At 69.3% G+C, this 23,044-nt stretch carries 19 protein-coding genes; 8 read left to right on the forward strand and 11 right to left on the reverse strand.

Translation table 11 applies throughout. From position 1 onward, the window contains the following. Positions 1-292: 292 nt before the first annotated feature. Positions 293-769: a hypothetical protein gene (locus ACNAVT_RS27495; RefSeq protein ID WP_416300365.1), complete on the reverse strand. Its 477-nt coding sequence runs from the start codon at positions 767-769 to the stop codon at positions 293-295. 284 nt (positions 770-1,053) lie between these two features. After that, positions 1,054-1,770 carry a TetR/AcrR family transcriptional regulator gene (locus ACNAVT_RS27500; protein ID WP_416300367.1) on the reverse strand — a complete coding sequence of 239 codons (717 nt, stop codon included), beginning with the start codon at positions 1,768-1,770 and terminating at the stop codon, positions 1,054-1,056. Between the two features lie 110 nt (positions 1,771-1,880). On the opposite strand from ACNAVT_RS27500, the gene ACNAVT_RS27505 reads away from it, so the two are divergent. Beyond that, on the forward strand, positions 1,881-2,864 hold the full coding sequence (locus ACNAVT_RS27505) for an NAD(P)-dependent alcohol dehydrogenase (RefSeq protein WP_416300369.1): 984 nt from the start codon (positions 1,881-1,883) through the stop codon (positions 2,862-2,864). A 167-nt stretch (positions 2,865-3,031) separates the two neighbouring features. Here the strand turns inward: ACNAVT_RS27505 and ACNAVT_RS27510 are convergent, their stop codons facing one another. Continuing rightward, a complete protein-coding gene (locus ACNAVT_RS27510; RefSeq protein WP_416300371.1) occupies positions 3,032-3,199 on the reverse strand; it encodes a hypothetical protein in 168 nt (55 codons plus the stop codon). Between the two features lie 455 nt (positions 3,200-3,654). Here ACNAVT_RS27510 and ACNAVT_RS27515 point away from each other — a divergent pair, with 455 nt between their 5' ends. The 5 genes from ACNAVT_RS27515 to ACNAVT_RS27535 all read left to right on the forward strand — a co-directional run bounded on the left by ACNAVT_RS27515 (position 3,655) and on the right by ACNAVT_RS27535 (position 9,059). Beyond that, complete coding sequence (locus ACNAVT_RS27515) at positions 3,655-3,846, forward strand: hypothetical protein (RefSeq protein WP_416300373.1); 192 nt, start codon at positions 3,655-3,657, stop codon at positions 3,844-3,846. Positions 3,847-4,649: 803 nt separating this feature from the next. Next, positions 4,650-4,874 (forward strand): hypothetical protein, encoded by a 225-nt coding sequence (locus ACNAVT_RS27520; protein WP_416300374.1) that lies wholly within the window; start codon positions 4,650-4,652, stop codon positions 4,872-4,874. A gap of 173 nt (positions 4,875-5,047) precedes the next feature. Beyond that, complete coding sequence (ggt, locus tag ACNAVT_RS27525; protein ID WP_416300376.1) at positions 5,048-6,889, forward strand: gamma-glutamyltransferase; 1,842 nt, start codon at positions 5,048-5,050, stop codon at positions 6,887-6,889. Positions 6,890-7,271: 382 nt separating this feature from the next. Continuing rightward, the gene (locus ACNAVT_RS27530; protein ID WP_416300378.1) at positions 7,272-7,490 is read left to right on the forward strand and encodes a hypothetical protein; all 219 of its coding nucleotides are present in this window, start codon (positions 7,272-7,274) and stop codon (positions 7,488-7,490) included. A gap of 180 nt (positions 7,491-7,670) precedes the next feature. After that, positions 7,671-9,059 carry a DEAD/DEAH box helicase gene (locus ACNAVT_RS27535; RefSeq protein ID WP_416300379.1) on the forward strand — a complete coding sequence of 463 codons (1,389 nt, stop codon included), beginning with the start codon at positions 7,671-7,673 and terminating at the stop codon, positions 9,057-9,059. A gap of 156 nt (positions 9,060-9,215) precedes the next feature. On the opposite strand, the gene ACNAVT_RS27540 is transcribed toward ACNAVT_RS27535, so the two are convergent. From ACNAVT_RS27540 to ACNAVT_RS27550, 3 genes are all read right to left on the reverse strand, one after another. After that, complete coding sequence (locus tag ACNAVT_RS27540) at positions 9,216-11,804, reverse strand: M14 family zinc carboxypeptidase (protein WP_416300381.1); 2,589 nt, start codon at positions 11,802-11,804, stop codon at positions 9,216-9,218. A 406-nt stretch (positions 11,805-12,210) separates the two neighbouring features. Beyond that, complete coding sequence (locus tag ACNAVT_RS27545; protein WP_416300383.1) at positions 12,211-13,851, reverse strand: amidase; 1,641 nt, start codon at positions 13,849-13,851, stop codon at positions 12,211-12,213. Continuing rightward, a complete protein-coding gene (locus ACNAVT_RS27550; protein ID WP_416300385.1) occupies positions 13,848-14,150 on the reverse strand; it encodes a hypothetical protein in 303 nt (100 codons plus the stop codon). The genes ACNAVT_RS27545 and ACNAVT_RS27550 overlap by 4 nt, the downstream gene beginning before the upstream one ends. A 356-nt stretch (positions 14,151-14,506) precedes the next feature. Between ACNAVT_RS27550 and ACNAVT_RS27555 the strand changes: the two genes are divergently transcribed. Beyond that, positions 14,507-16,423, forward strand: coding sequence for an NAD(P)-binding protein (locus ACNAVT_RS27555; RefSeq protein WP_416300387.1), 1,917 nt, complete (start codon positions 14,507-14,509; stop codon positions 16,421-16,423). Positions 16,424-16,499: 76 nt separating this feature from the next. Here the strand turns inward: ACNAVT_RS27555 and ACNAVT_RS27560 are convergent, their stop codons facing one another. The 3 genes from ACNAVT_RS27560 to ACNAVT_RS27570 all read right to left on the reverse strand — a co-directional run bounded on the left by ACNAVT_RS27560 (position 16,500) and on the right by ACNAVT_RS27570 (position 20,157). Beyond that, on the reverse strand, positions 16,500-16,829 hold the full coding sequence (locus ACNAVT_RS27560; protein WP_377572860.1) for a nucleoside triphosphate pyrophosphohydrolase family protein: 330 nt from the start codon (positions 16,827-16,829) through the stop codon (positions 16,500-16,502). Between the two features lie 285 nt (positions 16,830-17,114). After that, positions 17,115-18,578, reverse strand: coding sequence for a Re/Si-specific NAD(P)(+) transhydrogenase subunit beta (gene pntB / locus ACNAVT_RS27565; RefSeq protein ID WP_416300389.1), 1,464 nt, complete (start codon positions 18,576-18,578; stop codon positions 17,115-17,117). Positions 18,579-18,609: 31 nt separating this feature from the next. Next, positions 18,610-20,157, reverse strand: coding sequence for a Re/Si-specific NAD(P)(+) transhydrogenase subunit alpha (locus ACNAVT_RS27570; RefSeq protein ID WP_416300391.1), 1,548 nt, complete (start codon positions 20,155-20,157; stop codon positions 18,610-18,612). A gap of 360 nt (positions 20,158-20,517) precedes the next feature. Between ACNAVT_RS27570 and ACNAVT_RS27575 the strand changes: the two genes are divergently transcribed. Then, complete coding sequence (locus ACNAVT_RS27575; RefSeq protein ID WP_416300421.1) at positions 20,518-21,180, forward strand: SDR family NAD(P)-dependent oxidoreductase; 663 nt, start codon at positions 20,518-20,520, stop codon at positions 21,178-21,180. 1 nt (position 21,181) lies between these two features. Here ACNAVT_RS27575 and ACNAVT_RS27580 read toward each other — a convergent pair whose 3' ends face one another. Next, the gene (locus ACNAVT_RS27580) at positions 21,182-21,880 is read right to left on the reverse strand and encodes a DivIVA domain-containing protein (protein WP_416300393.1); all 699 of its coding nucleotides are present in this window, start codon (positions 21,878-21,880) and stop codon (positions 21,182-21,184) included. Further along, positions 21,877-23,043 carry a globin domain-containing protein gene (locus ACNAVT_RS27585; RefSeq protein ID WP_416300395.1) on the reverse strand — a complete coding sequence of 389 codons (1,167 nt, stop codon included), beginning with the start codon at positions 23,041-23,043 and terminating at the stop codon, positions 21,877-21,879. Before ACNAVT_RS27585 ends, ACNAVT_RS27580 begins: the two co-directional genes overlap by 4 nt. Between the last annotated feature and the right edge of the window lies 1 nt (position 23,044).

Below are 23,044 nucleotides of genomic sequence, written 5' to 3' on the forward strand. Positions count from 1 at the left end.
TTCTCGCGTTGGTGCACCGACCACCGGCCGTAGGCGGGGGATGGTCGGCAGCGGGCGCCAGCTGCCGTGCCGGCGGCGCCCGCCGCCGCCTGCTCGACCGGCGGCGTTCCGTCTGGAAGGGGCAGCGCGCAGCCTGGCGGCGCGATCACACGCGCCAGCGCGCCGCTGCATTGGTTCTCGTGTCGTACTCGTCGTGCCGCAGATGCGCAGACCCCGGCATTCCAGGCGGCCGCGACGGCCATCCGGCAGGCCACGACGAAACAACGCCGAGGTCAGCCCTGGAGTGCGGTGATCACAACGCCGACAGGATCCGGGGGCCGCGTCGCAGCACCGGGGAGCGGTCCAGCTGCCACGCCCGCAACGGCTGCCCGGACCTCCAGGGGCGGGGGGCAGCACGGCGCATGTCAGGCGCGAGGCGCGGCTGTGCCGGCAGCCTCGGCCAGAGCCGGCCTACCGCCTCGGCCGCTCCGGACAGCAGCGCCCGCAGCGTGACCCAGACCCCGACCATGCCCAGCACGGTGCAGAGGTTCAGCAACAACGCCGGGGCGGCCACCATCACCACGAGCCCCACGGTGTGCCCCGGACTGGCATCCAGCGCGTACTGGCCGGCGGCGCAGTCGGGATGCTCGCGCAGCAGCGCCAGGTGCACACCGAGCCAGGCCCACGGCCCGTCTGCCGACACGCAGCGAGTGACCGTGACCGCTGGCGCCTGGCGCGCCACCATCCACACCACGGCGCCCACCAGCAGCGGCAGCGTGCCCAGCCACATCGAACGACTGCCCGCCGACCACCGTCCGCGCCCGCCGGTCATCATGGATCGTCCCGACGCATCGGGCAGGTCCGATGCGGCAAGCCGCTCGGCCGGGCAACCCGTCGCCCGACACCGCCTGCGATTCCGATCATCCGCGTCCATCCGTCACGCCGGCCAACCGGACCAGCCCAATGAATGTGAGGCGAGGTTATCCCCGAATCCCAGGGCGGCGCTCGGGACCTTCCGCCCGAACCCGTAGGACCTACGGCCCCCACCCGGTTACCGATGACACGAAGATCGTCTCACCGTGGTCGGCGCGACGACGTCCAGCCTTGCTGGTGCAGCCGTTCGATGCCGTCCAGCAGCAGGTCCAGCGCGAACTCGAACTCGAACTGGTCGTCGCAGCCCTGCCCCACGACCGACGCGTCGTCGTGCGACGCCGCCGTGGCGATCGCCGCGAGGTGCGGGAACCGGGCCGCAGCCTCCGGTGGTAGCCCCGCCGGCGGGTCTGGGTTGGTCGTGCCGGACCGGCCAGCGCGCCGGGAGGCGTCGAACAACTCCTGGCTGAAGCCCAGAATCCGGCTGCCCATCGCGTGCATCACGTGGTGGGCGAGGTCGGCGGAGAACCCGCCGGCCCGGAACGCCCCGACCATCGAGTCGAGGTAGGCGAGGATGGCCGGCGTCGCCATGTTCCGCGACTCGATCGCGAGCGGCGCCCAGGGATGGCGTTGCAGCACCTGCCGCGCCGAGAGGATGCGCTCGCGGACCGTGTGCTTCCAGTCGGTGTCTGGCACCAGCGGATCGATCTCGCCGACGACCACGTCGATCATGCCATCGAGCAGTTCGTCCTTGTTGGCCACGTGCTTGTAGAGGGCCATCGGCACGACGCCCAGATCCTGGGCGAGGTTGCGCATGCTGAGGGATTCGATCCCGGCCTCGTCGGCGAGCGCGACGGCGGCGCGCAGGATCCGGTCCCTGCTCAGGGGCGTCCGGCGCAGCGGATCAGCCTGCTCAACCATCTCGGTCCTCGTCTTCCGGCGACGGTGGAAACCATAACCGCGTTGACAGGTGTACGGCGTACACCTACCCTGTTTCCATAGGTGTACGCCGTACACCTGAGGGAGGCGAAATGAGAGCGATCGTCCAAGACCGATACGGCCCGCCGGAGACCCTCACGCTCGCGGAAGTCGACGCACCGGTGCCCGCCGCCGACGAGGTGCTCGTACGGGTCGAGGCCGCCGCGCTCAACGCGTACGACTGGCATGCCATGCGTGGCGATCCACGGATGGCACGGTTGGCGATGGGCCGATCAAGGCCCCGAGCGCGCATACGTGGCCGCGACTTCGCCGGCCGGGTTGAGGCCGTTGGCACCCACGTTCGGCAGGTGCGCCCGGGCGACACCGTCTTCGGCGACCTCGGCGACGCCAACGGCGCGTTCGCCGAGTACGTATGCGTGCCCGAGACCCTTGTCGCGCCGAAGCCGGCGAACCTGACGCCGCAGCAGGCGGCCGCCCTGCCGCTGGCCGGGGTCACCGCGCTCATGGGACTGTGCGACGTCGGGCAGGTCGAGCCCGGCCACCGCGTCCTCATCAACGGCGCCTCCGGCGGCGTCGGCACCCTGGCCGTCCAACTGGCCAAGGCGCTCGGCGCGACCGTGACCGGGGTGTGCAGCACCCGCAACGCCGACCTGGTCCGCTCCCTCGGCGCCGACGACGTCGTTGACTACACCCGCGACGACTTCACCCACGACGCCCGCCGCCACGACGTCGTGTTCGACCTGGTCGGCAACCGCACCCTCAGCGCGCTCCGGCGGGCGCTGACCCCGGCCGGGACGCTGGTGCTCTCCGGCGGCGGCGTGTACCGCGGCGGCAGTCTCATCGGACCGATCTGGCTCATCACGCGCGGGCGGCTGCTGGCACCCTTCGTTCGACACCGCATCGTCACACTCACCGCGGCGCCCAGCCGGCAACACCTCGACACGCTCCGCGTCCACGCCGAGGCCGGCCGCCTCACCCCGGTCATCGACCGGACGTATCCGCTCCACGAGGTGCCCCAGGCCATCCGGTACCTCGAAGGTGAACACGCGCGGGCGAAGGTCGTCATCACCATCTGACATGCCCACCACCACCCCGACCAGCGCTGCCTGACGTCACAGTCGGTGCAGGCGACATTGGACGCCGCGCGAGAACGCCCTGGCCGCCAGGTCCCGGGAGGCCGTCGCGCACCGTGGTCAGGTACGGCCGCCGAGGCAGGCTCGGTGGCCGTACCTTCCGGTCGACGTTACCGGAGAACGACTCTGCCGGCGCCGGCCCAGGCGCCCCACTGAGACGGGTCGCCGGCGCTGGCGCCCCACTGGGACGGGTCGCCGGCGCTGGCGGCACTCGCCGCCAGGACCAGCCCTCCGGCCGCCATCAGCGCCACGAGCAGGATGCGAATCGACTGCTTCACTCTTCTACCTCTCGCACGATGCGCCCGGTCCGTCCGGGGTCGCGCCCTCAGATTCGCCCAGGCGACTTGTCCGGCAGTTACCGCCGGCTTGCGCCGGTGGTCACGGCGGGTGGCTCGGGTGCTAGTCGCGTCCAAGTCTTCGGCAAGTGTTGCCGGCGGCGGCCCTCTCCCCTGGCTGGGTTTTCAGGTCAGCGGGTACAACGTGTCTGTTGCCCAGCTCCTTTGCTCTCCCGCATGCCGTTCCCCAAGATCTCTTCACTTCTCGGGTTGCCGAGCTACGACCTCGTTGATCACTATCCTGATCTCGCGCCGCTGCGGCGGGCGCTGACGACACTGCCCTGGCCTTACTCGACCAGGGCGTGCCGGACAGCCTGACCGTGCCGATGCCGCAACGACGCCCGGATCAGATACCACGGCCGGAGCGACGCGGATCAGCGCCCCGTTCTGCCCGCAAGGTGGAGTTCAGCGTCCTGGCGGCGGTGACCGCAGTACTCCTCTGCGGCTTCGTCATCATGGCCAACGCCTGGACACCCGAGGACGGCAAGCTGGCTGAGAACCTGCTGCTGGTCATGCTGTTGCCAGCGGGAATCGGAACGGCCAGGGTGGCGCTGCTCGGAATCAGCCGCCTCCGGTTGGGTCGCTGGTGAGCGCGCGTCGGTGCAGCGGATGCAGAATCAGTCTGCTTGCCGGCCGACGAGACCACCAGACGGCATCGCGCGCCCTTGATGTAGACCACCGGCTTCGGTCACCGTCCATGTCTCGAACTACCTTCTGGCAACGTTGAGCATCTGTCCGGTGCCGCACAGACGTCCTGCTGGATCATCGATGCCGAGGCCCAGCAGAGGCGAACGTGTGCGACCATCTCGCCGACATCGACGAGGCCCTCAACGATGTTCCACGGGACATCGGCCGGCACAGTGCCGCCCTCGCCCCGCCTCGACCGGCCGTCACCCGGTGGCCGCCCAAGCTCGCGCCTTGCGGCCGGGCCGCGCGGCCGATTCCGCGCCAACTCCGCATCGACCGTCGTGACCGGGCTGGCCGTCCGCATGGATCCGTCGCGGCTCCTCAAGAGATGCTCAAGTCCGGTTCACGCGATCGCTCAATGACAATGAATGTGCATACGCTCACCCCAACCCGGCCTCCTCACACATCCGACCGATCCAGCTCATACACCTTGGACCCCGCAGGGGGCTCAGTCCGATCGATAGGCAACGTCGAACCCCGACAGCCCGCCGTGGCGCGAAACGAGCATGAGGTCGACCTATTCGGAAGGGACAGTGCTCAGATGGCAGTGCACGGACCAGGCCGCGTCGGAGGCGCATGCCGGCGGCGCGTCGACGGTGCACGGTGGGATTCGTTCGGCGCCCACCACTTCAGCAAGGCGGGTTGGCCCGAGGTGATGCCGTGATCTCCCGGCTCACCTGGTTCGCCTGCCGCGTACGCCGTCCGGGTGACTCTCGCCCATCCAACACCGCCGGAAGGTGTTGCGGTGCTGGCGGGGCTCGTCGGTGAGCTGCCGGTCAATGCGGGGAACGTGCAATCGCTGAACGCGAAGCTCGATGCCGCGAGCGCGCAGTTCAGCCGACGCAACGTCGATGCGGGAAGGAATCAGCTTCGTGCGTTCATCAGCCAGTTGATGGCCTTCCAGCGGGGCGCAAGCCTCTCAACCGAGTAGGCGCGGCACGCCGTCGAAGGCGCATTGCGCGTGATCCGCGACGCCGAACAGCAGGCCGGTCAGTGACCCCGAACCAAACGTTCGCCAATGAAGGGAAGGACATGACTCACTCTCGAAGAGCCCTCGGCTGCGTCCTGCTGGCAGGTCTGCTGGTGGGCACAAGCCCTGGCTCGATGGCAATCGCCGATGCGGGCAGCAAGGATCCGTCGCTTGGCATCCAGTCCACCGTGTCCCTGCCGCCGCACGCGCAGGGCAACCCGCCGCCGTGGTCCGGCAAGGCGTTCCGTCAGGGCGTCGTGGCGGTGGCCAACCCCTACGCCGCCGAAGCCGGCGCGCAGATCCTTGAAGACGGTGGCAACGCGGTGGACGCAGCGGTGGCGATCGCCTACGCGCTGAACGTGGTGGAGCCGCAATCGGCCGGCGTCGGCGGCGGCGGCTTCATGATGATCCACCTGGCGGAGACCGGCGAGACGGTCGCCGTCGACTCCCGTGAGCGTGCGCCGGCCGGTGCGACACCCGACATGTTCGTGGGCGTGCCGAACTCTTCGCTGCAGGGCGTGGCCGTCGGCGTGCCGGGGATGGTGCGCGGCACCGAAATGGCGCTGGAGCGCTACGGCAAGCTGTCGCTCGCTCGCACCCTGCAGCCGGCCATCAAGCTCGCCGACGACGGCTTCGCCGCCACTTTCCGCTATTCGGAAGCCAGCTGCAGCAGCCGCGCGCGGAACTCGCCGGAGGCCGAAGCGTTCTTCTGCCCAGGCGGCGTACCTCCGGCGATCGGCTCGCTGGTGCAGAACAAGCCCCTTGCCGAAACCTTCCGCCTGATCGCCACCAACGGCGCCGACTGCTTCTACCGGTACATGCCGGAGAAGGGCTGCGACATCGCCAAGGGCATCGTCGAGGGCCAGAAGTTCAACCGCCCACAGGCGCCGAACGGCAAGGGCGGCAGCATGACCTTCGCCGACCTGGAGAACTACCAGGCGACGCTGCGCACACCCGTGGAGAGCACGTATCGCGGCTACAAGATCCGGGCGATGTCGTCACCGTCGTCAGGCGGCCTGACCGTGACCCAGATGCTGAAGATGCTCGAGCGCCTTCCGATCGGGGATGAAAGCCAGGGCTTCGGCTTTGGTTCCACGAAGACGGTGAACGTGATGGCCGATGCGATGCGGGTCGCGTTCGCGGACCGGTCGATCTGGATGGGCGACAGCGACTTCGTGTCGGAGCCGAGCCGGGGACTGCTGCACCCGGGCTACGTCGCGCTCCGCGGGGCCGCGATCGTGCCGGGCGCGCGGATCACGCCGAACCCGTCGCCGGGAGACCCGCGTCCGTTCCAGGACCCGGACGTAGAAGCCGGCACGTTGATCCCGACGGCCGAACCGGTCACCGGGCCCGGCGAGACGACCACACACTTCTCGGTTGTGGATAAATGGGGCAACTTGGTGTCCTACACCAACACGATCGAGTCGTCGCACGGCATCGGCGTGTTCGCCGGCTACCGGGACAACAATGCCTCGCCGCGCAACTTCGGCTTCCTGCTCAACAACGAGTTGACCGACTTCAACCTGACGCCGACGGTCAACCCCTACACCGGCGGGCCCGGGTTCAATGATGTGCAGCCGGGCAAGCGGCCGCGCAGCAGCATGACGCCGACCCTGATCCTCACGCCCGACGGCAAGCCGCTGGTTGCCTTTGGCTCGCCGGGGGGCTCCACGATCATCAACTCGGTGTTCAACGTCGCGCTCAATCTCATCGACCACAAGATGACGATCCAGGAAGCGATCGACGCGCCTCGCGTGTCGGTGACCAGCGCGGCAAGTTCGGTCTCGCTCGAGAACGGATTCCCGCAGGCCACCGTTGACGGTCTGCGTGCGCTCGGCTACACGGTCAGCACCGGCGCCGACATCGGTTCGGTGCAGGCAGTAGTGGTCGATCCGAGGACCGGCAAGCAGTACGGCGGCGCCGACTCCCGCCGCGAAGGAACAGTGATCGGCCTGCCAAGGCCACGGTCGTCCTGAACCAAGTTCCCGGCGCGGAGCCCCGGCATGACGTGGTCTTCCGACAGATCACCGTCAGAAAAGGGCTCCGCGTCGGGCGGGCGCTGCCGCCCGAGGTCCGCTGTGCGCCTGGCCACGCTCGGCCGGGCCGACCCACAAGAGCAACCACGCCCCCTAGGGGGTCTGATTTTACGCCTTTTGCGGCGGCTTGCGCCGGTCTGGCGCCGCGGATCCCCCGGCCAGCGTCGCCGGTGATGCACACCATGAGGCCGGACATGGTCGCGCCGCAGGGAGACGATGCTGCGCGACGGCCGGCCCGGAATGGCGGGATCGGCACCCCCGGTCAGCCCTTACCAAGATCGCCGATGTTCCGTACTCGGACCTGGTGCTATACGGTCGGGGGGTGAAAACCGAGCGTCACTGGTGGAACGGCAACCGCACCGTGCGAGGACGTCGCGACGTGTACATCCGCACCGACGGCGAGTCGTGGGAGGTTGAGGCCCGAGCTGGCGGCGACGCCGGCCGGTCGAAGATCCACCAGTGCCCGGGCCGACAGTCGGCGGAGATCCTGGCCCGGGCATGGATGGACGGACAGAGCCGGTGGCAGGTCATGGCGCCCTGATCTGCCGGCGCCGGTGCTCATTCACCGTCTGTCAGCTGGCAGCGGGATCCGGGAGCGGGTTCGAGTAGACTGACAGCACGGTCCGCCGAGCGCGGCGGCCGGGTTCGATGTCCCACGCCACGCGCCGCGGCCGAAGCGGTCAGCGCCGGGCGGGACGTCCCTTCGACGTTCGGAGCCTTCATGGCGGCACGCCGCCCGCAGACCACCTCGTCCAACTCCCTCACCTTCGCCGACCTCGGCGTGCCCGACGCGTTGAACCGCGTGCTGGCGGCTACCGGGGTGGAGCGGCCGTTCCCCATCCAGGCCGCGACACTGCCCGACGCGCTCGCCGGGCGGGACGTGCTCGGCCGGGGCCGCACCGGTTCGGGTAAGACCTATGCCTTCGTCCTGGCGGTGCTGACCCGCCTGGCCGCCACCGCCACGCCACGGCGGGCCGGGCGCCCTCGGGCGCTGATCCTCGTACCCACTCGTGAGCTGGCCACCCAGATCGACAGCGTGATGGCGCCGCTGGCGCAGGCGCTGTCGCTGCGCACGATGACCATCTTCGGTGGCGTCGGCGCCCGACCTCAGATCGCCGGGCTGCGCGCCGGGGTCGACGTCCTGGTGGCCTGCCCGGGCCGGCTCGCCGACCACATCGAGGCCGGCCACGCGCTCCTGGACGCCGTCGAGATCACCGTGCTCGACGAGGCCGACCACATGGCCGACCTCGGCTTCCTGCCCACCGTACGGCGGCTGTTGGAGCAGACCCCGCGCGACGGGCAGCGTCTGCTGTTCTCCGCCACCCTGGACGCCGGCGTCGATGTCCTGGTGCGGCGGTTCCTCACCGATCCGGTCGTGCACAGCGTCGACTCGACGTTGTCGCCGGTCGCCGCGATGGCGCACCACGTCCTGCACGTCCACGCCGACGACCGGTTCGCCGTGCTGGTCGAGCTGACCGCCGCGCCGGGCCGCACCGTGGTGTTCACGCGTACCAAACGGGGCGCGAAAACCCTCGCCCGCCGGTTGGTCGCGGCCGGTGTGACCGCCGTCGAACTGCATGGCAACCTGGCCCAGGCCGCGCGCACCAGGAACCTGCGGGCGTTCTCCGACGGGGAGGCGCAGACGCTGGTCGCCACCGACATCGCCGCCCGGGGCATCCACGTTGACGATGTGGCCCTCGTCGTGCACGCCGACCCGCCGGTGGAGCACAAGGCGTACCTGCACCGCTCGGGCCGTACCGCCCGGGCCGGCGCGGCCGGGACCGTCGTCACGCTGATGACCGACGGGCAGGTGCCCGAGGTGCGGGAATTGACCCGCAAGGCGGGCATCACGGCGACCACGACCCGGCTGCGCCCGGGCGACGCCCTGCTACGCGAACTCGCCCCGGGGGAACGGATGCTGGTCCCCCAGCCCGTGCCGCGGTCCGCCGGCCCACAGCACGAGGCGCAGCCCGCCCCCGCCCACGGCGGCCGTGGCCGACACGGCGGCAAGCCGGCACCGACCACCTCGACACGATCCGCACCGGCGCGATCCGGTGCGGCGGCCTTCTCCGCCCGGGCCCGGCCGGGCGCTCGCCGCGCTGGGCGCTGACCCCTACCCGCCGGGGCCGACGGCGCCCTACTCGTCTACGCGGTGTCCGTCCCACGGCGAACTCACGCGTACGGTCGGTAGCGGCGCATCTCACGGGCCGCCGGCACCGTGGTGGCCGAGCGCTTCACGCGCCCGGCCACCACGATCGAGGTCAGGTCAGCCCTGGCCCCCGAGGTACATCGCGTTGAACAGCAGGCGGTAGGTGCCGTGCGACTGGGCCCGGTGCTGCGGCTTGAAGCCGATCATCACCACGTTCCCGTCGCCCACCTTCGCCGTCACCACGGCCGCCTTCCCGCCGATGACGTCGTCACCGAGCAGGAAACCGCTCTTCAGCAGGTTCGTCTTCGGCCAGGTGGCCGCCACGGTGACGCCCTGGGCGCCCTCGGCGACCTCGAACGCCGGGCCGTTGGCGACGAACGCGGACGCGGTCGAGCCGAAGCCTGCACCGACCGGGTCGGTGGGGTCGACGTTGAGGTTCAGCACCGAGCCGGGGATGTTGTACCGGGTGTCGGCCACCCCTTCGGTGACGTCCTTGACCGGCACGCCGAACGCCCTGATCGGCAGCTGGGCCGCCTTGTTCAGCGTCACGACCGTGCCGCCCGCCTCGACGAACGCCTTAAGGTTGGCCACCCCCGCGTCGGTCATCCCGCCGGTGTACTCCGGCGGCAGCGAACCCGACGCCCGGCCGTTGCGCATCGAGGTGTAGGTGGCGTCGGGCAGCACGATCGTGTCGAACTTCGCCCGCAGGTCGCCGGCCCGAACCGCCGCGTTCGTCAGCTTCTCGTACCGGAAGCCGAACTGGTCGAGGATCAGCCGGGTCCAACCCTCGTCGTAGTTGTTGAACCCGTCGTACAGGCCGATCCGGGGCGCGGCGAGCGCGGTCACCTTCGCCGGTTTCACGTCCACCGCCGCGATGCTGAGCCCGAGCCGGGTGGCGAGCGACGTCACCCGCTCGTCGGTGCCCGCCGCGGGCGTGACCAGGAAGGTCCCGGCCGGCAGTTTGCCGGTGCGGGTGGTCACCTCGCCGCTGCTCCGGGAGACCTTCTCCCCCGCCGCGAGCAGCGAGTTCACGGCGGCCGAGCTGTCGTTGACGCGGGCGTCGAGGGCGTACGCGTACTTCGGTGCGCCCGCCACCACCCCGGCCGGCACGGTCGGCCGGTCGACCTGGCGGGTGGTGGCCGGGACCGGCTGGTCGAGCTTGTCGACGGTGACGCCCATCTGGAACGACAGGGTGTAACCGGTGATGTCGTACGGCGGCTCCAGCGGGCCGCCGGGGTAGAGCCGACGGTCCGGGTACTTCTGCGCGTTGAGCAGGTCCAGGACCGCCGCCCGGTAGGGCTGTGCCTCACGGACAAGGTAGCTGCCGGCCGGGTAGGTGCGGTTGCCTACGGTGAACGAGCTCACCGCCTGCTCGACCCGGATGTTGTTCCACCGCAGCTTGTCCACCAGCTTCGTAGCGGTCGGGAAGTCCGCCTGGTCGGCCGGAATCACGTAGGTCGTGCCGGCACCGTCCCGCGCCCCGTCCCGGGCCATCTGCGACGCCCCGTAGAGCAGGGACTCCCGGTCGTCGCTGACCACCCGCAGCATCGCCCACGAGGCCGTCTTGATGTAGTCGCAGCTCTGCGAGAGGTGCCACTCACCGCCCTTCCACGGGCTGGGGTAGAACACCGACGGCTCGCTGGTCGAGGTGCCGTCCGCGAAGGTCTTCGGGAACGTCGCCGGGTCGTACACCCTGGGCGTCGCCGAGGCGTGCGCCGTCTCGGTCAGGATGCCGATCTGGTTGTGGTAGTACGGCGCGGTCCGCGCACCGCCGTTCCACCAGATGTCGTACGACTGGCGCGCCAGCGCGCCGCCCTTGTCCTCCCGCTCCAATCGCTGCCCCATCGCGTCGCCGACGAGGTTGACGCCGCGGACCACCTGGGGGTGGATGTTCGGGTTCAGCGGGTCCTCGTACGGCGGGATGCTGATCCGCGCCGGGAAGACGGCCGTCTGGTGGACGTTGTGCATGACCTGCGGGATCCACTCGTGGAACAGTTGACGCCCGACGTTCTGGGTCTCCTGCAGGTTGAACATGTACCAGTCACGGTTGTTGTCGTGCCCGGCGTACTTCTGGTACAGCTCCGGATAGCCGGCGTCCTGGTAGGGGCCGCCGAGGTTCTGCCGATACCACTCGGCGACCTTGGTACCGCCGTCCGGGTTGATGTTCGGCACGAGCAGGGTGATGACGTTGTCCCGGATCGCGCGCGCCTCGGGCGTCTCGCTGGTCAGCAGGTCGTAGGCGAACTGCGGGGCGGTCTGATGACTGGCCACCTCGGTGGAGTGGATGCCGAAGTCGACCCAGGCTATGGCCTTGCCGTTCTTCGCCAGCTCACGCGCCTCCGACGCGGGGAGCGCGTCGCCCTGGGACAGCCGTACCGAGGTCTTCCGGTAGTGCTCGAGGTCCTTGTCCTTGAGGTTCTTCTCTGAGGAGACGATGGCCATCAGTTGCGGCCGGCCCTCGCTGGTCTTGCCGATCTCGACCAGCTTCATCCGGTCGCTGGCCTTGTCCAGCGCGCGGTAGTAGTCGGCGATCTGCTCGTACGTGGCCAACTTGTAGTCGGCGCAGGGCACCCAGCCGATCACCGACTCCGGCCTCGGTACGGGTCTGCCCGCGCTGGCGACGGTTCCCGACGTCAGCACCGGCGTACCGATCAACGCCAGTACACAGGCGACCGGCAACGCCGTCCGCGACAGTCTTCGTTTCACCTGGCACTCCTTCACAGCACATTGCACGACGGAAAGAGACCGACAGGGGCGGCCGCGCCGGATCGGATGAGATCGATTCAACAGACTTCGATCAATTTTAGGAACGCTCGTCGCCGCACTTGAGCAAATCTTGAGCCCTGCTGAGATCGCCGAGCCCAGGTCGAACTGCCTGCGGCGCCAACACCCAGGCCAGCAGCGGGGCAGCGCACGAGAACCTCGCCTGCCCCGCTGCGGTCTCGCCGCAATTCGCCTTTCAGGCAGGGAGGCATTTGAACGCAGGACGGTAGGTGAAATGGCGCGGGAAAATTGCGGTTGAGGTTTTCCCCGCGACCGGAGCGCAGATTTCCGCTTCGCGATCTACCGATGCAACACGGAGGGCGGGAGCGCCTCCCGCCCTCCGTGCGGGCTACTGGGTGAGTTCAGCGACCTGCTCGGCCGTCAACCGGGGCACCTCGGCCGGGGCCTGCGAGCGTGCCGTGGCAGGGGCGGGCGGGTCGGCGGGCCGCCGCAGATGCCAGTCCGTCGTCGCCTGGTAGGCGGCCACCACCGACAACAGCCGGTCCTCGGCGTACGGCAGTCCGCCGAGGATGGTGCCGATCGGCACTCTGGCGGCGGTGAACCCGATCGGGAAGGCGATCTCCGGCAGGCCCAGGATGTCGAAGGGCACCGGGTCGGTCTGCACCACCACATCGCACGCGTCGAACAGGTCGTTGAGCACCCGTTCCATCAGCAGCAGTTTGGCCCGCTGACCGGTGAGGAACTCGTTGCCACCCAGCAACGCTCCTTGCAGCCAGCTGGTCACCGACACGCCGAAACCGCGCAGGTCGGCACGCAGGTACGGCATGAACGGCTCGCTGCGCTCAGTCAAGCGGACATTGTTGAACGTGCTGCCGGTGAGCTGGCTCCACTCGTCGGGCAGGGGCACGTCCACGAGCGTGACGCCGGGGATCGCGGCAAGCTGGGCCAGGCACGCCTGGCGGGCCAGCGCGGTGGCCGAGGTGCCGTTGGTGAAGCCCGGCAACACGCCGATTCTGGTGTTCCAGCGCAGCTTGACCCGGTTCCTTTCGTACACCGGAGTGGCCGCGTCGATGAGGTCGGGTACGTCGGGCAGACCCTGACTGCGCGGGTCCGCCGGGTCCTCGCCGGCCATCGCCGTCAGCATGATGGCGGCGTCCTTGGCATCGCGAGCAAGTGGGCCGGGGTGATCGCGGGTGTAGGTGAGCGGGATGATGCCGGCCGCCGAGACACGGCCCATGGTCGGCTTGAGCCCGGTCAGGTTCTGGGCGTTCGACGGGGCGGTGATCGAGCCACCGGTCTGGGTGCCGATGCCAGAGGCGGCCATGCGACCGGCCACCGCGGTAGCGGTGCCCGTGGAAGACCCGCCAGGGTCGGTGTTGCGGTTGGTCGGCGTCCAGGCATTCACCGTGGTGATCACGCCGGCCGGGGTGGTGGCGCGGGTGGTGGCCAGCGGGCCCATCTGCGTCTTGCCGAGGACGATCGCGCCGCTGGCCCTGAGCCGGGCCACGGCGGTCGCGTCGTACGGCGGCACGAAGTCCTTGAACAGGAAGGAGTTCGCGGTGGTGCGGACGCCTTCGGTGTAGTAGTTGTCCTTGATCACCACAGGGATGCCGTGAAGCGCGCCATGCCGAGCCCCGCGCACGGCATCGCGTGCCGCCGCCAGGGCCGCGTCGGCGAGCACCAGGTTGAAGGCCTGGTAGATGCCGTCGTACGCGGAGATCCGCGCCAGGTATGCCTCGACCAGCTGCTCGGCGGTGATTTTGTTGGCACGGATGAGCCAGGCCGCCTCGGCGATGGTCAGCTCGGTCGGATCCGCGACCGCCTCCGGGCGGGGCTTGGTGTAGGCGTTGGGCCGGTCCAGCGCCCGGTTCCTGTTCCCCGCTCCCGGGCTGGCCAACAGGGCGTTGCTCGCCATCGCCATGGAGGGCGCGGCGACGGTTGCGCCCGCGGCAGAGGCGACGGCCAGCGCGGCAGCGCGGGCCAGGAATGCCCGGCGGTCGACCGAACGGTCAAGTGGTTCGACGCTCATGCCTTCCGCCATTCCGTGCTGTTCGAGGGGTACAGGATCGGCACGCGTTGCTGCGACAAAGCCTTCCCCGCATCGGGATCCGTGGCGCCGCTGGCGGGCAACTGGTAGGCGGCCAGCGCCGACACGGTGCCCCGAAGGAATGAGCGCAGCGAGGCGAGGACGGAGTCCCGGCCGGGCGCGCCGGTCTCCGGGTCGGGGGTGTTGCCGGGCGGAAGTTGGTCAAGATCGATACCGAGAGTGGCCAGCCGAGCCCGAATCAAGACATTCAGTTCAGCGTCGGTGGGCGGCGTGGGTGCCATCGTGCTCCTCTCGCGGAGGCATGCCGTGTTCCATCGATGTGAGCTGAACCTAGGCCGGTCACCGCACCTGGCCGCACGTTAGGCGGCGAAATTGAGGGACTCTTGAGTCTCTCGGTCCGACGTGGACGGCAGCCGGCCGCACTGCTGCCGGTCCGCGCGACGGTCGCCGACGACGAACGCGATCCAGGCAGGGACGCCAAGGGCCCCGCCCATGCCGTACCTACGGATTTCGTTGCCGGCTCGGCTCAGCCACGGCGATCGCCTCAGTGGAATCCACTTAAGGCAACGTCTTCCGTTGACGAAAGTGATGTGCATCACTAACGTGCGTGTCGCCCTCTCTCGCGAAAGGAGCTCACATGGCAAAGCTGTCCGACGAAGAGCTGGGGATGAACACCGTCATCCGCCGCCGGGACCTGCTCAACGGCGCGCTCATCGCGGCGGGTGCTGCCGCCCTGACCGCGATACCCGGCACCGCGCACGCGTCGTCGCGCGAGCCCGCCACACCCCTGCCCCGATCCACGCCTCCCGCCCAGACCGGGCTGGTCGGCCAGACCGACGCTGCCCGTGCCGCCGGCCACGGCGCGACCTTCGGGGGTGCCGACCTCGGCCGACCGCGTCGCCTCCGTGAGGTCTACGACCTCGTCGTCGTCGGGGGCGGCGTCAGCGGTCTCGCGGCAGCCCACTTCTACCGCAAGGCTCACGGCCCGAACGCGCGGATCCTCGTCCTCGAGGCGCTTGGCGACTTCGGCGGCCACCAGCACCGCAACGAGTTCACGGTCGACGGTCGGATGCTGCTGAGCAACGGCGGGATGGTGAACCTCGACAGCCCGGACACGTGGAACCCGGCCTCGCGCGGCCTGATGGACGACCTCGGGATTGACTTCGCCGAGCTCGCCGAGGGCGTTGACACCGGGTTCTATGGGCGCACGGGGCTGACGCAGGGGTACTTCTTCCCCGAGGAGCATTTCGGCGCCGACACCTTCCTCCGCCGCGCCCCCGGCGAGCCGATCGCCTCGCTCGTCTCCCACCTGCCCCTGTCGGAGCGGGCCCGGGCCGACATCCTCAAGGTCGAGAACGCCGACGTCGACTACCTGGCGGGGATGACCGACGCGGAGAAGAAGCAGCACCTCGCGCGGATGACGTACAAGGAGTACCTCCAGCAATACATCGGCGTCGGCGACGAGGCCCTCGTCTACTACCAGAAGCGGCCGCACGGCCTCTGGGGAGTGGGAATCGAGGCGGTTCCGGCCGGCGACTGCTGGGGTGTCGGCTACCCCGGCTTCGGCGGCCTGGGGCTCACGCCCGAACCGTACCCTGGGATCGGACGGACCCCCGCGATGTCGCTGACGACGACGGACGAGGAGCTCTACTACTTCCCCGACGGCGGCGCGACCGTCTCACGGCTCCTCGTCTCGCGTCTCGTCCCCCGGGTCTTCCCGCCGGGCCAGACGATGTCGAGCATCATCACCGCGCACGCCAACTACGCGCAACTCGACCAGCCAGGCAACGCGGTCCGGATCCGCCTGGACTCGATGGCAACCCGCGTGCGCCACCGCAACGGCGCCTCCGGCGACGTCGACGTGACCTACGTCAACGGCAAGCAGGCGTACGAGGTCAGCGCTCGGCACGTCGTCATGGCGTGCTGGAACAGCGTCTCCTCCTACATCGTCGAGGGACTGCCGGCCGACCAGGTCGCGGCCATGCGCTACGGCACCAAGGTGCCGCTCGTCTACGCCCGGGCGGCCATCGGAAACTGGAAGGCCTGGACTCGCGCCGGGGTCTCCCGGATCACCCCCTACGGGCACTTCTGGGACAGCTGCGGTCTCGTCACCCCGACCCACCAGGGCGGGTACCAGTCCGCCCGTGACCCCAATCAGCCGATCGTCGTGAACTTCTCGAAGACGCCAAACCAACCCGGGCTACGGATCACGAGGGAGCAGCACAAAGCGGGACGCCGCCAGCTACTTCAGGTGTCCTTCGCCGACTTCGAGCGGGACATCCGCGACCTGCTCCAACGGGCGCTCGGGAGCAGCGGGTTTGTCGCCAAGCGCGACATCCGCGCGATCACGGTAAACCGGTGGTCCCACGGCTACGCCTACGAGTACAACTCGATTGCCGACCCGGCGATCTTCGAGCCGCTCCAGAACCAGCCGTTCGCGAGAGCCCGCGTCCCGCTCGGCAACATCACGATCGCCAACTCGGACGCGCAGGCGCTCGGATACACCCACGCTGCGATCGACGAGGCCGCGCGAGCCGTCTCCGAGCTCGGCTGAGCCCACCCGGGCCCAGCGGCATACGGCTGTATCCCGCTGGGCCTGGTCAGCGCGCCCACCTACTACCAGCGGTGGCTCAGCGGTTGTCGCCGCTGCCACCCAGCACGCCACGGCCCTGGCGGCTGGCCAACTTGGCCAGGTTGGCCGCCGCGATGTCGTCCAGCGACAGATCAAGGTAGTCGGCGAGCACCGCCACGTACCAGAGCACGTCACCGAGCTCCTTGGCGATGTCGGCCCGGTCGATCCGCGACTCGTCGCTGTCGAGGTCTCGAACCCACTTCTTGAACTTCTCGGCGATCTCGCCCGATTCGCCGACCAGCCCGAGCACCAGATGGAGCAGCTCGTTCCTCTTGTCACGCGGAGCGGCAGTACGGAGGGCGCCGCGCTGATACTCGTCCAGGTCCATGTCGGGACAGTATGGTCGGACCCTTCCCACCCGACCAGCCGGGTCTTGCTACGACCGCGAGAAAGCCGCCAGCAAGAAGCCCAACGCCGCGATGCGCGAATGCGGGGTGCCGTGGCAAGCCACGAAGCGGTGAAGGCCAGCACGGACCCCCGCGTTCACGACGAAGATGCGCCAGATCCTGGAACTCGACTACCCCCCGCCGGGTCGGGCGGCCGATCCTGCGCGGCCGCCGCATGAACCGTGCAACTTGACCTGACGGGAAATTGCGTCACGCTCACAGCTGGCCTAGCTGGCGGCTGTCAGTGTCGAGACGGTCGCGCTGCGCGTCGTGAGCGCCGCGAGGATGTCTTCGACGCGCTGCTTGGCATCCCCGAACAGCATCGAGGTGTTGTCCCGATAGAAGAGCGGGTTCGGGACACCGGCGTAGCCTGTGGCCATCGAGCGCTTGAACACCACGACCTGGCTGGCCGCCCAGACGCTCAGGACGGGCATCCCGGCGATGGGGCTGTTGGGATCTTCGGTGGCAGCAGGGTTGACGGTGTCGTTGGCACCGATGACCAGGACGACGGAGGTCTGCGCGAAGTCGTCGTTGATCTCGTCCATTTCCAGGACGATGTCGTAGGGGACCTTCGCCTCGGCCAGCAGGACGTTCATGTGGCCAGGAAGCCGTCCCGCCACTGGGTGGATGCCGAAGCGGACCTTGACGCCCCGCTCGCGGAGTGTGCGGGTGAGCTCGGCGACGCCGTGCTGCGCCTGGGCGACCGCCATGCCGTAGCCGGGGGTAATGATGACCGAGTCCGCCTCCGCGAGGATCTCGGCGACCTGCTCGGCGGTCACCTCGCGGTGCTCGCCCTGCGCCGCCTCCCCTGGAGCGGCGGTGCTCTCGATACCGAAGCCGCCGGCGATGACGGACAGGAAGGATCGGTTCATCGCGCGGCACATGATGTAGGAGAGGTAGGCACCGGATGAGCCCACCAGCGCGCCGGTGATGATGAGCAGGTTGTTCTCCAGCAGGAATCCGGACGCGGCGGCAGCCCAGCCGGAGTAGCTGTTCAGCATGGACACCACCACCGGCATATCACCGCCGCCGATGGAGGCGACCAGGTGCCAGCCCAGTGCCAGCGCGATCGCGGTGACCACGACGAGCAGCCAGACCTGCGGGTCCAGGACGAACCAGACGGTGAGCAACGCGAACGCGGCCAGGGCGCCGACGTTGAGCGCGTTCTTGCCGGGCAGCATCAGCGGGGCGGACTTCATCCGTGCCGACAGCTTCCCAAACGCGACAACCGATCCGGTGAAGGTGACCGCGCCGATGAAGACGCCGATGAAGACCTCGGCATGGTGGATCCCCAGCATCTCCCCGGCCCGAAGCGCGCCGGCCTCGGCGCCGTCGAGGTCGCCCTCGACCTGGAGGTAGCCGTTCCAGCCCACGAGCACGGCAGCGAGGCCGACAAAGGAGTGCAACAGCGCGATCAGCTCGGGCATGCCGGTCATCTCCACCCGCCTCGCCCGATCCAGGCCGATGACGGCACCGATCAGGGTGGCCCCGACGAGCAGGCTCGCGCCGGTGCCGCCGATGCCGTGTTCGGCGGCCAGCGCGATGGTGGCGACCAGGGCCAGCGCCATGCCGGCCATGCCCAAGGCGTTGCCCGCCTTGGCGGTCTCGTGCTTGGACAGGCCGGCCAGCGCCAGGATGAACAACAGCGCGGCCACGATGTACGCGGACTGAGCCGCGGTCTCGATAGTCATGTCGTAGAAGCTCCAGGACTCGGGTGCGGCTTCAGCTGCGGGAGAACATCGTGAGCATGCGGCGGGTCACCGCGAAGCCGCCGAAGATGTTGATGCTGGCCAGCAGGATCGCGGCGCAGGACAGCCCGGTGATCAGGATCCGGTTCGACGTCTCACCATGACCGATTTGCAGCAACGCGCCGACCACGATGATCCCCGAGATCGCGTTGGTCACCGACATCAGCGGTGTGTGCAGCGCGTGGTGCACGTGACCGATCACGTAGTAGCCGATCACGATCGCCAATGCGAACACCGTCAGGTGACCCAGCAGCGCCGCCGGGGCCAGAGCAGCGACCAGGAACAGCATTGCCCCGATGGCCGTCGCCATCGCAAAGCGGCGGGACACCGGCACGGGCCGCTTCGCCGGCGACTCCGCCGACTTCTTCGCCGCGGGTGCTACGGCAGCGGCTGCTGGTGTCGCCGAGACCTGCACGGGCGGTGGCGGCCAGGTGAGTTCACCGTCCCGGACCACGGTTATCGACCGTTGCACCACGTCGTCGAAGTCGAGCACGAGCTGGCCGTCCTTGCCGGGCGTGAGCAGCTTCATCAGGTTGACGAGGTTGGTGCCGTACAGCTGCGACGCCTGGGTGGGCAGCCGACCGGCGAGGTCGGTGTAGCCCAGAATCGTCACGCCGTTCTCGGTGGCGGCGACCTCACCGGGGATCGTGCCCTCCACGTTCCCGCCGTTCGACGCCGCCATGTCGACGATGACGCTCCCCGGCTTCATGCTCGCCACCATCTCCTTGGTGAGGAGCAGGGGTGCCGGCTTCCCCGGGATCAACGCCGTGGTGATGATGATGTCCACGTCCTTGCACTGCTCTGCATACAGGGCAGCCGCCCGGGCGTTGTAGTCCTCCGACATCTCCTTGGCGTAGCCGGTCGCCGAGACCTCCACGTCCGACGCCTCCACCGCGAGGTACTCCCCGCCCAGCGAACGCACCTGGTCGGCCACTTCTGGGCGCGGATCGGTGGCGCGGACGACGGCGCCCAAGCTGCCGGCGGCGCCGATCGCCGCCAGGCCCGCGACACCCGCACCCGCCACCAGCACCTTCGCCGGTGGCACCTTGCCGGCAGCGGTCACCTGACCGGTGAAGAACCGACCGAAGGCGTGCGCTGCCTCCACCACGGCTCGGTACCCGGCGATGTTCGCCATCGAGGACAGCACGTCCAGCGACTGGGCTCGGGAGATTCGCGGTACCGCATCCATCGCGAGCGCGGTGATGGGACGACGCGCCAGCTCCGCTACCAGTTCGGGGGTTGACGCCGGGGCCAGCAGGCTGACCCACGTCGCTCCCGGGCGGAGCGCGTCAAGCTGCTCCATCGACGGCGCGTTCACACCGAACACGATGTCCGCGGTGAGCGGGTTCCCCAGTGACGCGCCGGCGAGAGCGTAGGCCTCGTCCGGGAAGCTCGACGACTCCCCAGCGGCAGGTTCCACCACCACCTCATAACCCAGCTTCAGCAGCTGGGCCACGGTTGTGGGGGTTGCGGCTACCCGGGTCTCCCCGCGCCTCGTCTCGTTGACAACGCCGATAAGCACATGCATCTCCTTCGTCGCCAGGACGCCGCCAGGCGTCGGACCCCTCCGTGTTGACGGTCAGGCGCTGCCGATCCGCCGGCGCCCTTGGGGGATGACCGCGACTCCAATGATGTCGATCATCGCCTCGCTCTGCCAGAGGGCAGTGCGACCGATCATGGCGATCGCCGAGTAGATCGCGCCGGCCCGCTCGCGTCACACCTTGTTCACGACAACGATTCGGACCTACCCCTGAGCCGGATGGCTGTCGGGACGCCCGGCAAGGGCCGCCCGGACGACTTCGTCACGCGGAGGGTCCCAGCCCGGATAGTGTGGAGCAGCCATCGACTCCGCGTTCGCCGGAAGACGTCGGGAGGGAGGACGATGAGCGGGAGCCAGGAGCCGCTACTCGACGACCTCACGGTCGCCGTCATCGGCGGGACCGGTCGCATCGGACGGGCAGTCGTGGAGGCAATGCTCGCCCAAGGCGCCCGCGTGTTCGTGCCCACCAGACGGCCCGAGAACCTCACCCGGCTCCGCAACAGTCTGCCCGCCGACCTGCAGCCGGAACTCGCGGGGTTCCTCGGCGACATCGGCACGCCATCCGGCGCCGCCGACGTCGCCCTGCAAATCGGCAACGCCATCGACGACCTCACCGCGGTCGTGTGCGCCGTGCCGCCGTCACCGGCCCAACGCCCCGAGCCCGACGGCGGCCACCGAAGCCGACCCGAATCGATCGTCCGGTTGCACGCCGCCGTGATAGACGCCTTCCTGCCCCTCGTCGACCTGAGTGGCAGCTACACCGCCCTGAACTGCTCCAGCGACGGGGAGGCCAACAGCGACCTGGCGCATCTGATACAGCGCCACTGGCGGGCCACCCGCGGGCGTCCACGCATCAACCACGTGGTCATCCCCCGTGAGCTCGGCAACGACGAGCACACCCGGCAGCAGTTACGGATGCTCGGTGACTACCTGGCATGGCTTGCCTCACCCGTGAGCGGAAGCCGCGGCCACACCATCCGCTTACATGGACCGCCGGCGCAGTAGATCACGCGCCGCGCTGGCTGCGGTGGGATGAGGACCTAGTCGACCCGTTGCGTGAATGCCCGGTCCCTGCACCTGGGGTCACCATTCGGTTCATTGTTCGGGCCAGTTGCTCGCTGCCTCCGTCGAGGTGCCGGGCGGCGGACTGGAGATGCGAGATCATCATTTCGCCGGCGATCCGCAACGCTTCCTGGGCGGCTGTCGTGTCTTTGAAGGTGCCGCCGGTGTTGTGCCGATCGTCGCGCACCGCTTGCTCGGCCTCCTGGCGGGCGTTGTCCACCGCCGCCTGTACGTGGGATTCGTACTGGGCGCGGGCGTACTCGGCGAATCGGCTGGCGTGGTCGTGGGCCTGGGCGATGATCTGCTCGGCTTCCCGCTGCGCCGCGGACAGCATGTTGACCTGCTCGGCCGCCGGTGGCTTGGCCGCCGTGTCGGTGCTCGGCGGGACCCCGTGCCGGTGCAGCTCAAGGTGATCATTGAGCCGCGCGTTTTCCGCTTGCAGGTTCGCCGTCTGCGTGGCGAGCTGGTCCAGTTCGTCGGCTACCTGGATCCGGAACCGGTCGACGTCCGTTGGCTCGTATCCCCGGCGGGTGAACGAGGTGGTGTCGAACTGCCAGCGGCGTACCCGGTTGGCGGTCATGCGTACCGGGGGACTCGGTGCGACCTGCCCGCCGTCGTACCTGCTGATCGGGGTCACGCTCACCGGACACCTCCGGATTCGTCAGGGGCGGTGGTTGGTCGCCATGTCGGCCCGTACCAGTGCTCGCCGAACCCTTCGTGGTGTAGTTGGCCGGCGTGGTAGCCCGCCTGGGTCAACGCCGCCACCGAGTTGGCCGCCATCTGGTCGGAGCCGCACACGTACACGTGCCGGGACCGCCAGTCCCCGTCGGCCAACGCACGGTCCACCGGATGCACAAGGTCGCCGGGGCGCTGGAAGTCCAGGCCCACGACGTAGGTCACGGTCAGCCAGGGCCAGGACGAGGCCAACTTGTCAATCGCGTCGGTGTCGTAGAACTCGGGACGGGTCCGCGCCCCCACATACAGGGCGACCTGTCGCCGGGAGTCTTCTGCCGCGACCTGCTCGAGCAGGGCCTTCATCGGCGCCCACCCGGTACCGCCGGCCAGGATCAGCAGGTCGCTGGCACCGGCCGGCCGGAGGGTGAGCCGGTCGCCCACGGGGGCGGCCAGGTAGACGCGGTCACCGGCCGCGCAGCCGTAGACCAGCCGGGAGGAGACGGCGCCGCCGGGCGCTACCCGCACGTGCAGCTCGATGGTGCCGTCGCGGCGGGGGGCGTTAGCCGGCGAGTAGTATCGCCAGGCCCGCACCGCCGGGTGGGCCACGCCGATGGATTGGCCGGGCGTGAACCTCAACTCGTACTCGGGCCGCACCGTCAGCACCGCCACATCGAACGTTCGCTGCTCATGGCTGACGATCTCAGCCTCCCACCACGGGGGTTCGACCGCCTCGGCCTTCTCCGCGGCCTCGATCATGACCTGCGCGATCAGCCCGTAGGCGTCAGCCCAGTCCTTGGCGAGCTCGTCGGTCCACGCATCCCGCAGAAAGTGCCGCAGCGTCGCGAGCAGCGCCTCACCAACCGCCGGGTAATGCTCGGCGCGCACCGCATACTTGCGGTGGTCCGCGCCCAGCTGCTGCAGGAACTCGACGAGCCGGTCGAGCTGGTCCACGTGGGAGACGACGTGCCCCAACGCAGTCACCAGCTTGTCCCGCTGGCCGGCCATGTTCGTCGGGAACATCTGCCGGGTCTCGGGATATGCCAGGAACAGGGTGGAATAGAAGTAGATCGGCACCTGCTCGCCATGCGCGGCAACCAGGGACCAGCTTTCCTTCAGCCGTGCCGCGTCCATG

This window comes from Micromonospora sp. SL4-19, assembly GCF_047921475.1.
GTDB lineage: Bacteria > Actinomycetota > Actinomycetes > Mycobacteriales > Micromonosporaceae > Micromonospora.

Coding starts and splice junctions, on each gene's coding strand:
- ACNAVT_RS27535 (WP_416300379.1), top strand. CDS start 7,671: ATGGCGGCACGCCGCCCGCAGACCACCTCGTCCAACTCCCTCACCTTC.
- ACNAVT_RS27495 (WP_416300365.1), bottom strand. CDS start 769: ATGTGGCTGGGCACGCTGCCGCTGCTGGTGGGCGCCGTGGTGTGGATG.
- ACNAVT_RS27505 (WP_416300369.1), top strand. CDS start 1,881: ATGAGAGCGATCGTCCAAGACCGATACGGCCCGCCGGAGACCCTCACG.
- ACNAVT_RS27555 (WP_416300387.1), top strand. CDS start 14,507: ATGGCAAAGCTGTCCGACGAAGAGCTGGGGATGAACACCGTCATCCGC.
- ggt (WP_416300376.1), top strand. CDS start 5,048: ATGGCAATCGCCGATGCGGGCAGCAAGGATCCGTCGCTTGGCATCCAG.
- ACNAVT_RS27575 (WP_416300421.1), top strand. CDS start 20,518: ATGAGCGGGAGCCAGGAGCCGCTACTCGACGACCTCACGGTCGCCGTC.
- ACNAVT_RS27545 (WP_416300383.1), bottom strand. CDS start 13,851: ATGAGCGTCGAACCACTTGACCGTTCGGTCGACCGCCGGGCATTCCTG.
- pntB (WP_416300389.1), bottom strand. CDS start 18,578: ATGACTATCGAGACCGCGGCTCAGTCCGCGTACATCGTGGCCGCGCTG.
- ACNAVT_RS27585 (WP_416300395.1), bottom strand. CDS start 23,043: ATGGACGCGGCACGGCTGAAGGAAAGCTGGTCCCTGGTTGCCGCGCAT.
- ACNAVT_RS27560 (WP_377572860.1), bottom strand. CDS start 16,829: ATGGACCTGGACGAGTATCAGCGCGGCGCCCTCCGTACTGCCGCTCCG.
- ACNAVT_RS27500 (WP_416300367.1), bottom strand. CDS start 1,770: ATGGTTGAGCAGGCTGATCCGCTGCGCCGGACGCCCCTGAGCAGGGAC.
- ACNAVT_RS27550 (WP_416300385.1), bottom strand. CDS start 14,150: ATGGCACCCACGCCGCCCACCGACGCTGAACTGAATGTCTTGATTCGG.